We start from the raw sequence: 10,587 nt of genomic DNA on the forward strand, positions 1-10,587 counted from the left end.
AAAGTTGTTCACGGTTTAGGAAATGGGAAGAGGGGGTGACGGCGGTGGTGGCAGAACGCGACGAGCCTACTGGCGCGCTGGTGCGACCGTATGCCGTCACTCGCGGGCGCACCCGGCCAAAGCTGGACATCGCGCTCGAAGCGCTCGTTGAGACCACCGTCCGGGGTCGTAGCGTCGTCGCGCGCGACGGCACCGGCCAAGGGCGCGAGCAGCAGTACATCGCAGCATTGTGCGATGGCCGGCTGCAGTCGCTTGCTGAGATCGCCGCACGGATGCAGCTGCCGCTCGGGGTGGCCCGGGTTCTCATCGCTGACATGGCCTCGGATGGCATGGTCGCGATCTACGAACCCACCTCCTTCGACAGCAACGACTCGGTGGGCACAGAACTGCTGGAGAGGGTGCTGAGTGGACTTCGCAGGCTCTGACATGGTGCACCGCCCGACTACGGGACGGGTGACGTCGGCGAAGATTGTCATCGCCGGTGGATTCGGTGTGGGCAAGACCACGCTCGTCGGCTCCGTCTCGGAGATCACGCCGTTGACCACCGAGGCGATCATGACGTCCGCGGGTGAGGGGGTCGATGACACCCGACAGGTACCGGGCAAGGTGACCACCACGGTTGCGATGGACTTCGGCCGTATCTCGATTGACCGGGATCTCATCCTGTACCTGTTCGGTACGCCCGGGCAGACCCGGTTCTGGTTCATGTGGGACGAGCTGGTGCGGGGCGCTATCGGTGCCGTGGTCATGGTTGACACCCGGCGACTGGCGGACTGCTTCGCCGCCATCGACTTCTTCGAGCACCGGCGGCTGCCGTACCTGGTGGCGATCAACTGCTTCGACGGGATGCAGTACCACTCGGCGCAGGACGTCCGGGACGCGCTCGCGGTCTCGCCCGACGTGCCGGTGGTCTCCTGCGACGCGCGCAGCCGGGAATCCACCAAGCAGGTGCTCATCTCCCTGGTGGAGTACGTGCTGACCATGCGTCGCCAGCGGGCGGGCGCACCCGCCTGAGCCTCGATGGGCGGGTCTGCCCCGGGCGGACCCGCGCCACGGCCGCGCCTGGCCGGCGCGTAGGGCGTTGAAACGCGGCGGGTCCACCCCACCGGTCAGGTGAGCTGGACCCAGCCGCTCTGTTCGATCTCGAACAGCTGCAGCGCGTCGGCCTGCAGCCCGCCGTGCTCGATGGTCTGGAACTTGTACTCGCCGGCCAGCCCGTCGAACGGCATGGACTCCAGCCCGTTGCGGATCCTCAGGTGGTCGGTGCTGCCGGCCTTGGCGACCGCACCGGCCAGCACGTTCAGCGCGTCGGCGCCGTAGATGGACAGGCCGGAGAACGCGCCGAACAAACTGGTGTACTGCTCGAAGTAGTTCTGCTGGGCGACGGCCTCGGGCGTCGTGACGGCCAGCGGGACGCCGCCCAGGATGGACGGGGAGACCAGGACACCGCCGACCGTCGCCGTCCGGTTGCTACCCGCGAGCGTGTCATCGGACGCCGCCCCGGAGTCGAAGAACAGCCGACCCCGGTAGCCGGCGTCGTGCAGGGCCCGGGCGGCAAGGCCGGAGGTGGGCGCCATGCTCCAGATGACGATGCCGTCCGGCCGGTCCTTGATCACCTGTTTTGCCTGGGACTGGTAGCTGGAGACGCCTACCGGCAGCCCGACCGTGGTCACCATGGTGCGGCCGGAGGTGGTCAGTGCGGTGCGCATCGCGGCCAGGCCGGAATCCCCGTGGTCGTCGGCGCTGGCGAGAATGGCGACGCGATCGACGCCGCCGGCGTGGGCAATATTGTTCGTGAGTACCGCGGCGACGTCGGACGCGTTCGGGCCGAGCTTGAAGACAAACCGCCGCTGCGGTACCGGTTTCACGATGTCGTCGGCGCAGCCGGTGGCCATCATGGGCACGCTGGCCTGCTCGGCCACCGGGGCGATCGCGCTCGTGGTGGCCGCCGAGCCACCGACGATCAGCCCGATGGCCTGTTCGCCACTGATCAGCTGCTTCGCCGCGGCCACCGCGCTGTCCGGGTCGCTGTTCGTGTCCTTGACCAGCAGCCGCACCCGACGGGTCGTGTGGCCGACGGTGACCCCCGACTGGTTGATCAGGTCCAGCGCGATCTGGAGGCCCCGCTGCTGGGCAACGCCGACCGTGCGGCCGCTTCCGGTCAGGTCGAGGCAGGCCCCGATGACCAGGTCCGCGCCGCGTGGCAGGGAGGCCGAGCCGGCCATCATGTCGTCGCTACGCCCGTCGCAGGCGGCGACCGCCACGGCGGCGGCACCGGAAATCCCCGCGGCGAGCAGCGAACGCCGACTCAACCGTGCCGCACCGGGCCGCGCGTACGAGGCCATGACTCCGCCACCTCTTCCGGGGTGTTCCCGCGCCGAAGAACTTCACTACACAGATCTGATCAGCATGAACAGTGGTGCGGTGGAGCAGTTGGGCTAACGGGCCACCGGGGGTGGCCGCCGCTGGTCAGCGGTTGGACGCCGACCGGTACTCGAAGTCACGCTCACCGTCGTGGTCGGCCTCCCAGCCGTCCCGGGTGAAGTCCCAGCCACCGGCTTCCTCGCGGCCCGGCCGGCCGCCCACGGCGAAGCCGCGGACCTCCTCGCCACGTCGAGAACCGCGGAAGTATCCGGTGGTGTGCGCCGCCATCTCGGCCGCGTTGCGCACGATGCGCAGCGAGCGCTCGGTGGCCGGTGGCAACGGCGAGCCGGGCACCAGGTTGGCCTGCGGCACCCGGCGGGGCAGGCCGACCTCGGTGTCCTCGCCCTGTACCGGCTGGGCGGCCCGCTGGGCCGCCTCCCAGCCCAGGTCCGCGGCGTTGGCCCAGTCCGGCCCGGTGTCTTCCGTCTCCAGGTGACCGACGAACCAGGCCGACCTGGCCTCCGCGAAGATCAGCAGGTCGCCGTCCAGCTCGGCGCCGACGGGCGGCGCGGAGGTGGGCTCGGCCGATCGCCGGCCACCCCGGCCACCGCGCGACTCCGCGTTCTCGACGAGGCGCAGCGGAGCGCCGTTGGGGGCGTCGCCGCCCGAATCGCGGTCACGATCACGGTTGAAGGCGGCCGCGGCGCCCAGCCGGCGCTCGCCACCGAACGCGGCCGCCGCACCGAGGGTCCGCTCGGACCCGTTGCGCCCGTTGGCGCCAGGGTCGGCGGGAAGCCCATGTTCGGCAGACAGTCCTCGATCGGCAGACAGCCCTCGGTCGGTGGGCAGTCCTCGGTCGGCGGGCAGTCCTCGGTCGGTGGGCAATCCGCGGTCGGCGGCGTGTCCACGGTCGCCGGAGAGCCCACGCTCGCCGGCGAGGCGCTCGATGGCGCCCCGGTCGATCCGTTCGATCGCGCCGCGCTCGCCGCCGGTGCGCTCGGAGTCCGGGCGCTCGATCCCGGCCCGGTCCGAGTTGGCCAGGAACTCCCGGTCGCGCGTGCCCGACCGGTCGTCGCGCAGCGCGCGGTCCGCGAGCGGGGCGGGCTCGACCAGGCGCAGGGCCGGCGGCTCCGCCGGAAGGTCGCTGTCCTGCCACGGCGGCGTCACGCGCCCGTCGCGCTGACGCGGGATGGCGGGCTGACCCGGGCGCCGGTCGGACGTCGCCGTGGTCTCGCTGCCGCGTAGCTCCAGCACCGTCGGCGGCAACGTGGTCGCCGGGAACGAGGTCGGGTCGAGCGGGTTGTTCGCCGGCGTGCCTGCCGGCGGCACCGCTGGCAAACCGGTCCCGCTGGTGTTCAGCGGCCAGTCCGCCCGGGAGCCGGGCGGCCCGACCTCGGGGGCAGGCCGGGGCGCCGGCATCGAGGTGGACGGCGTGTCGGGCACGGGCGTCGGGGCCTGGTGGCCGCCACGCGGGTACCCGTACGCGCCGGACGGGTACGGGTCGGCCGGGCCGCGCGCGGGCGGCGCGTTGCGGATGGGCGCGTTGTGCGCGGGCGGGGCGTTGTGCGCGGGCGGGGCGTTGTGCGCGGGCGGCGCCGACGCCACCGGTGGCGTCGGGCCCGCGAACGGGGGCGCCGACAGCGGCACCGGCGGTGCGCTCATGGGCCGGCCCGTCGGCGGGTTCAACTGCTCCGGGGCGGCGTGCGCCGCGGGCGCCGGAGCGCCGTGGGAGGCGGCGGGTGCCTTGTGCGCCGCCGCGCGCGACGGCGCGGTGGGTGCCTGGGACGGTGCGCCCGGTGCCGGCGTCGCGTGCGAGCCGGCGGTGCGCGACGGCGCCAAGCCCGCGGTCCGCGACGGCGCCGAGGGCGCGGTGTATGACGGCGCGGTGTATGACGGCGCCGAGGGCGCGGTGTGTGACGGCGCCGGGGGCGCGGTGTGGGACGGCGCCGAGGGCGCGGCGTGGGCGGCGGGCGCATCCTCGCCGCGCGGGACGGCCGGGCGCGACCCGCTACCCACGCGCAGCGCGTCCACCGAGACCGGGTCGACCGAGACTGGGTCGACCGTGACCGGGGCGGGTGCCGGCGTGCGTGCCCGGCGAGGCCCTGGCACCCTCGGCAACTCGGAGCTGCTCTCCCGCACCGCGCGCAGCGGCGAGGGCGTCGAGCTGAGGCGGGGCCTCAAGCCGGCGGGCGTGCCGGTCAGCGGGGCGGCCTTCTCGGTGAGCAGACCGACCAGGGCCGCGATGCCCGCATCGCAGGCGCGCACCGCGGCGACGGACTGCTGGATGGTCTCGGCCACGGCGGTGGTCAGCGACTTGCCGATGCCGGCCCGGCGGGGAGTCTCGGCGACCGCGACCCGCAGGGCGGTGATCGCCTCGCCGATCGAGGCCTCGTCGGCGAGGCCGGTGCCGGACAACTCGGCGGCGACCGCCGCGTCCCGGCCCTGGTTGGCCGTGCCGGCCCCGAGCAGCCCCGGCTCCGGCAGTGCGTCCAGGATCGCCAGCGGCACGGACTCGGCCGGGTCGGGGTACGCGCGCAGGGCCGCCGGGTACAGCTCGCGGAGCACCTCGCGCAGCGCCACCGCGGCGCCCTGCCGGCCGGAGGCCAGCGCGGCGTGGGCGGACAGCACCGGCTTGAGCGCGATGAGCTCGCGGGGGGCCGACACCGTGCCGGCGACCAGCGCGCCCGCCTGCAGGGCGCGGGCCAGCCCGACCGCCCGGCGCTCGCTGATCGGCGCCTCGATCTCTTCGGTGGAGTCGTCGTCGCCGAAGCGGTTCGCGTAGTCGTCCAGCGACTCCTCGTCGGAGATCGCCAGCGGGCGACCCGCCGCGGCCAGGAGCAGGGTCACCTGGTGCTCGTCGCTATCGGCGGCCACGGCCAGTCCGGCGGTGCCACCCGACCGCTCGGCGAGGAGTGCGCAGAGCTCCGCGTAGCCCGACGGATCATCGCGGACGTCGCAGACGTCGAGCAGGCGACCCGCGTCGTCAACCACAGCAACGGTCAACAGCGCGTTAGTCGTACCCTGCGTCGCCGCCGGCGGTGTCGAAGCAAGACCGCAATACACCCGCACGAGCGCCACGGCGTCGTCCTCCTCCCGGACTGGTCGTGTTGCCAGACTGATGCTCCCTGGTCGGGGGTCAGTCGCGCCAGTCCACGACGCTAGAGATCTTGCCGATTATCGTTCGCCAGCCGAGCGGTGCGGCTTCTATCCCGATTTTCTTCATCTTCCGTCGGGCGAGGAAACCACCGAGCCCGCCGCTCGTCGTCGCACGTAGAGCCTCGTCCAGGTCGTCGAGTGGCGAGCCCGGCGCCAGCGCCGAGATGACCGGATCGATGCGCAGGGCGTAACCGAGGTCACGGGCGAGCTCGCCGGCCTGGATGATGAGATCGGGGTCCCAGGCGTCCCGGCCGCCGCGCAGGTTCTTGACGACCAGATCCAGCTCGTACGAGTCCTCGGGCAGCACCACCACGTCCTCGGCGGTGATCGCGCCGGCCAGCTCGGACCAGGTGTCCAGCTGGCTCATGTCGTGCTCCTCGTCGGAGCGGATGAAGTCGACCAGTCCCTCGGGCGTCTGGAAGAGGAGCACCTGGCCCTGGTGGCCGAGGAACACCGGCACCTCGTCGGGCCCCTTGGCCTCCTCGACGGGCTCCTCCTCGGCCTCTTCCTCGTCCGCCTCGTCCGCCTCGTCGGTCTCGTCCGCCTCGTCGTCGAGCTTGTCCTCGGCCTCGTCGTCCCGGTCGAGGTCGTCGTTCTCCTCGTCCTCGTCGGGTTCGTCGCCGTCCTCGTCTTCGTCGAGCTCGTCCTTGGGCTGGTCCGCCTCGGGCACGTCGTCGAACGCGTCGCCGAAGTCGAACTCTTCCTCCTGCTCGGCGGTTGCGTAGCGCCGGTCGGGGAAGGAGTCGGCCTCGCGCCCGGACACGTCGGTCGGGGTGACCTCCGCGGTCGGGCGGTAGGCACGCAGCGTGTACCCGACGCCCTTGGGCAAGGCGATCTCTACCGGGTCGATGCGCACGTCGGACCACAGCTGTGGTCGTTCGACCTCGCGCTCATCCTCAAGATCCGCCTGCTTTGCGGCGTCACGCTGGGCGGCCACGGCGACCTCCGTCGTCAAGATTTGGGTGAATCCGACCACACCCTAGCGGCTCAGGCTCAGAGCCTGATGCCCGGTCCACAAGGTCCACGGTACGCGCCGACGGCCGGCCGCCTCAGATGCCCTTCGGGTGCCAGACGGTCTTGGTCTCCAGGAACTGAATCATCCTCGCCGTCCCCGGATCGGCGCGCCAGTCGACCGGGCCGGCCGGCGGCCGGACCACCCGCTTGAGGTTGTCGGCGGCGGCCCGCTCCAGGTCGGCGGCGAGCCCGGGCTCGGCGACCCCGGTCAGGTCGAGCGCGTTGACGTCCATGTGTGAGGCAAGCCAGGGCGCGGTCTCGGCGACCCGGCCGGTGAGCAGGTTCACCACGCCGCCGGGCAGGTCGGAGGTGGCCAGCACCTCGGCCAGCGTGATCGCCGGCAGCGGGCCAGACTCGGCCGCCAGCACCACCGCGGTGTTACCCGTGACGATGATCGGTGCCAGCACGCCGACCAGGCCGAGCAGCGAGGAGTCCTGCGGCGCCACCGCGCCGACCACCCCGGTCGGCTCGGGCGAGGACAGGTTGAAGAAGGGGCCGGCGACCGGGTTGGCGTTCCCGTACACCTGGGCGATCTTGTCGGCCCAGCCGGCGTACCACACCCAGAGATCGATCGCCGCGTCCACGGTGAGCTGCGCGTCGCCGCCCTCGGACGCCGCCACCTCGTCGATGAACTGCGCCCGCCGGCCCTCCAGCATCTCCGCCACGCGGTACAGGATCTGGCCCCGGTTGTACGCGGTGGCCCCGGACCACTTGCCGAAGGCGCCACGCGCCGACGACACGGCGTCCCGGACGTCCTTGCGCGAGGCGAGGGCAGCGTTCGCCAGGAATTCACCTCCGGTCGACGTCACGGCGTAGGACCTCCCGGACTCGCTGCGCGGGAAGGCCCCGCCGATGAACAGCTTGTACGTCTTGCGCACCGCGAGCCGGCTCGACCGGCCGGCGGAGGTGGACTCAGTGGGCAAGGTAGGCCTCCAGCCCGTGCCGGCCGCCCTCGCGGCCATACCCCGATTCCTTGTACCCGCCGAACGGCGAGGTCGGGTCGAACTTGTTGAACGTGTTCGCCCACACCACGCCGGCCCGCAGCCGGTCCGCGACGGCCAGGATGCGAGATCCCTTCTCGGTCCAGATCCCGGCGGACAGCCCGTACGGCGTGTTGTTCGCCTTTTCCACGGCCTCGGCCGGGGTGCGGAAGGTCAGCACCGACAGGACCGGGCCGAAGATCTCCTCCCGGGCGATCCGGTGGGCCTGGGAGACCCCGGTGAAGATGGTCGGCGCGAACCAGAAGCCGCGCTCGGGCAGCTCGCACGGCGGCGCCCAGCGCGCGGCGCCCTCCTGCTCGCCGATTTCGGACAGCGAGCGGATCTTCTCCAGCTGGGCCGCCGAGTTGATGGCGCCCACGTCGGTGTTCTTGTCCAGCGGGTCGCCCACCCGCAGCCGGGCCATCCGCCGCTTGAGCGAGTCGAGCAGCTCCTCGGCGACCGACTCCTGTACCAGCAGGCGGGAGCCGGCGCAGCAGACGTGGCCCTGGTTGAAGAAGATGCCGTTGACGATGCCCTCGACGGCCTGGTCGATCGGCGCGTCGTCGAACACGATGTTGGCCGCCTTGCCGCCCAACTCCAGCGTCAACCGCTTGCGGGTGCCGGCCAGCGTCTTCGCGATCGCCCGGCCGACCTCGGTCGACCCGGTGAAGGCCACCTTGTCGACGCCGTCGTGCCCGACCAGCAGCCGGCCGGTCTCACCGGCGCCGGTGATGATGTTGACCACGCCGGGCGGAAGATCGGCCTGCTGGCAGATCTCGGCGAACAGCAGCGCGGTCAGCGGGGTGGTCTCGGCCGGCTTGAGTACCACCGTGTTGCCCGCGGCCAGCGCCGGAGCGATCTTCCAGGCCAGCATGAGCAGCGGGAAGTTCCACGGAATGACCTGGCCCGCGACGCCGATCGGGCGCGGGTCCGGACCGAGCCCGGCATGGGCCAGCTTGTCCGCCCAGCCGGCGTAGTAGAAGAAGTGCGCGGCAACCAGCGGCACGTCCACGTCGCGGGACTCGCGGATCGGCTTGCCGTTGTCGATGGACTCCAGCACGGCCAGCTCGCGCGCCCGCTCCTGGATGATCCGGGCTATCCGGAACAGGTACTTGGCCCGCTCCCGGCCGGGCAGGTCGCGCCAGACCGCCTCGTACGCGGCCCGGGCGGCGGCCACCGCCGTATCCACATCGGACGGTCCGGCCGTGGCGATCTCGGCCAGCACCTCTTCGTTCGCCGGGTTGACCGTCTTGAACCGCTCGCCGTCCTTGGGATCGACGAATTCACCGTTGATGAACAGCCCGTAGGACGGGCGGATGTTCACGACGGATGGCGACTCCGGCGCGGGGGCGTATTCGAAGGGCATGGTGTCCTCAGTCCAGGGTGAAGTAGTCGGGGCCCTCGTACCGGCCGGTCTTCAGCTTGGTGCGCTGCATGAGCAGATCGTTGAGCAGGCTGGAGGCGCCCGACCGGAACCAGTCCGGGTGCAGCCAGTCCTCGCCGGCGGTCTCGTTGACCAGCACCAGGTACTTGATGGCGTCCTTGCTGGTGCGAATGCCGCCGGCCGGCTTGACCCCGACCTGCCGCCCGGTCGCGGCCCGGAAGTCGCGCACCGCCTCCAGCATGACCAGCGTGACCGGCAGGGTCGCGGCGGGCGCCACCTTGCCGGTCGAGGTCTTGATGAAGTCGGCGCCGGCCAGCATGGCCAGCCAGGACGCGCGGCGGACGTTGTCGTACGTGGCCAGCTCGCCGGTCTCCAGGATCACCTTGAGGTGCGCCCGCGCGCCCGTGCCGGCCTCGTCGATGGCCTGCCGCACCGCGGCGATCTCCTCGAAGACCTCGAGGTACCGGCCGGACAGGAACGCGCCCCGGTTGATCACCATGTCGATCTCGTCGGCGCCGTCGGCCAACGCCGCCCGGGTGTCCTCGAGCCTGACCGGCAGCGGTGCCTGGCCGGACGGGAACGCGGTCGCCACGCTGGCCAGGTGCACGCCGGAGCCGGCCAGCACCGGCGCGGCGACCGCGACCATCGCCGGGTAGACGCAGACCGCGGCGACCCTGGGGCAGGACGGGTCGGTGGGATCGGGGCGCAGCGCCTTGGCGCACAGCGCGCGAACCTTGCCCGGGGTGTCCGCGCCCTCCAGGGTGGTCAGGTCGATCATCCCGATCGCCTGGTCGATCGCCCACGCCTTGGCGGAAGTCTTGATCGAGCGGGTGCTCAGCATCGCCGCGCGCCCCTGCGCGCCGACCTCGTCGACGCCGGGCAGGCCATGCAGAAAGGTGCGCAGGGCCGCCTCGGACCGCGCCACGCCGGAGAGGTCCGAGGTGCCCGGTCCGCCATGCCGCGTTGCCGTTGCCGTCATGCCACAACAGTACGCGGACCTGCTGACACTGATCATGGCTACCATGTCGGCGTGGACGTACAGGTAGTCGATCACCCGCTGGCAGCTACCCGGCTGACCGCGATGCGGGACGCGCGCACCGATTCAGGTGCATTCCGGGCCGCTCTGCGCGAGCTGTCCACCATGCTGGTTTACGAGGCGACCCGCCCGCTGCCGGTGCAGCGGTACCCGGTGCACACGCCGGTGAACGAGGCACAGGGCATCCGGCTGGCCAACCCCCCGCTGCTGGTACCGGTGCTGCGCGCCGGGCTCGGGATGGCGGAGGCGGCGTTGGCGCTGCTGCCCGAGTCCTCGATGGGCTTCGTCGGCCTGGCCCGGGACGAGGAGACGTTCGCCCCGCGCGCCTATCTCGAGTCGCTGCCGGCCGACCTGTCGGGCCTGCCCGTCCTGGTCCTGGACCCGATGGTGGCCACCGGCGGATCGCTGCTGCACTGCTGCCAGTTGCTGGCCGACCGGGGCTGCGTCGACATCACCGTGATCTGCGTGCTCGCCGCGCCCGAGGGTGTCGAGCGGCTGGCCTCCTCGGACCTACCACTGCGGCTGGTCACCGCCTCGATCGACGAGCGCCTGAACGAGAAGATGTTCATCGTGCCCGGCCTCGGCGACGCCGGCGACCGCCAGTTCGGCGGGATGCCGAGATTCAGCTGACCGCGCGCCCGGTCCGGCGGTCC

Annotated in this window: 9 protein-coding genes; 3 read left to right on the top strand and 6 right to left on the bottom strand. The window is 72.2% G+C overall.

All coding sequences use genetic code 11. The features are described from left to right. Positions 1–47 precede the first annotated feature (47 nt). Both ABEA87_RS27325 and ABEA87_RS27330 read left to right on the top strand, forming a co-directional pair. Positions 48–425, top strand: coding sequence for a DUF742 domain-containing protein (locus tag ABEA87_RS27325; protein ID WP_345634346.1), 378 nt, complete (start codon positions 48–50; stop codon positions 423–425). 1 nt (position 426) lies between these two features. Further along, positions 427–1,014, top strand: a complete 588-nt coding sequence (locus ABEA87_RS27330; protein ID WP_345634312.1) for a GTP-binding protein — start codon at positions 427–429, stop codon at positions 1,012–1,014. Positions 1,015–1,109: 95 nt separating this feature from the next. Here ABEA87_RS27330 and ABEA87_RS27335 read toward each other — a convergent pair whose 3' ends face one another. The 6 genes from ABEA87_RS27335 to deoC form a co-directional block, all read right to left on the bottom strand. Next, positions 1,110–2,345 carry an ABC transporter substrate-binding protein gene (locus ABEA87_RS27335; RefSeq protein ID WP_345634313.1) on the bottom strand — a complete coding sequence of 412 codons (1,236 nt, stop codon included), beginning with the start codon at positions 2,343–2,345 and terminating at the stop codon, positions 1,110–1,112. A 124-nt stretch (positions 2,346–2,469) separates the two neighbouring features. Further along, the gene (locus ABEA87_RS27340) at positions 2,470–5,367 is read right to left on the bottom strand and encodes a hypothetical protein (RefSeq protein WP_345634314.1); all 2,898 of its coding nucleotides are present in this window, start codon (positions 5,365–5,367) and stop codon (positions 2,470–2,472) included. 133 nt (positions 5,368–5,500) lie between these two features. Continuing rightward, the gene (locus tag ABEA87_RS27345; protein ID WP_345634315.1) at positions 5,501–6,457 is read right to left on the bottom strand and encodes a DNA primase; all 957 of its coding nucleotides are present in this window, start codon (positions 6,455–6,457) and stop codon (positions 5,501–5,503) included. 112 nt (positions 6,458–6,569) lie between these two features. After that, positions 6,570–7,457: an aldehyde dehydrogenase family protein gene (locus ABEA87_RS27350; protein WP_345634317.1), complete on the bottom strand. Its 888-nt coding sequence runs from the start codon at positions 7,455–7,457 to the stop codon at positions 6,570–6,572. Further along, the gene (locus ABEA87_RS27355; RefSeq protein WP_345634319.1) at positions 7,447–8,880 is read right to left on the bottom strand and encodes an aldehyde dehydrogenase family protein; all 1,434 of its coding nucleotides are present in this window, start codon (positions 8,878–8,880) and stop codon (positions 7,447–7,449) included. Before ABEA87_RS27355 ends, ABEA87_RS27350 begins: the two co-directional genes overlap by 11 nt. A gap of 7 nt (positions 8,881–8,887) precedes the next feature. Continuing rightward, the gene (deoC, locus tag ABEA87_RS27360; protein ID WP_345634321.1) at positions 8,888–9,877 is read right to left on the bottom strand and encodes a deoxyribose-phosphate aldolase; all 990 of its coding nucleotides are present in this window, start codon (positions 9,875–9,877) and stop codon (positions 8,888–8,890) included. A 51-nt stretch (positions 9,878–9,928) separates the two neighbouring features. On the opposite strand from deoC, the gene upp reads away from it, so the two are divergent. After that, the gene (gene upp, locus ABEA87_RS27365; protein ID WP_345634323.1) at positions 9,929–10,564 is read left to right on the top strand and encodes a uracil phosphoribosyltransferase; all 636 of its coding nucleotides are present in this window, start codon (positions 9,929–9,931) and stop codon (positions 10,562–10,564) included. Positions 10,565–10,587 lie beyond the last annotated feature (23 nt).

The sequence above is a fragment of the Rugosimonospora acidiphila genome, from assembly GCF_039543385.1.
GTDB lineage: Bacteria > Actinomycetota > Actinomycetes > Mycobacteriales > Micromonosporaceae > Rugosimonospora > Rugosimonospora acidiphila.

Bases quoted from the DNA above. Each gene is read 5' to 3' on its own strand.
- deoC (WP_345634321.1), bottom strand. From the start codon at position 9,877: ATGACGGCAACGGCAACGCGGCATGGCGGACCGGGCACCTCGGACCTC.
- ABEA87_RS27335 (WP_345634313.1), bottom strand. From the start codon at position 2,345: ATGGCCTCGTACGCGCGGCCCGGTGCGGCACGGTTGAGTCGGCGTTCG.
- ABEA87_RS27355 (WP_345634319.1), bottom strand. From the start codon at position 8,880: ATGCCCTTCGAATACGCCCCCGCGCCGGAGTCGCCATCCGTCGTGAAC.
- ABEA87_RS27330 (WP_345634312.1), top strand. From the start codon at position 427: ATGGTGCACCGCCCGACTACGGGACGGGTGACGTCGGCGAAGATTGTC.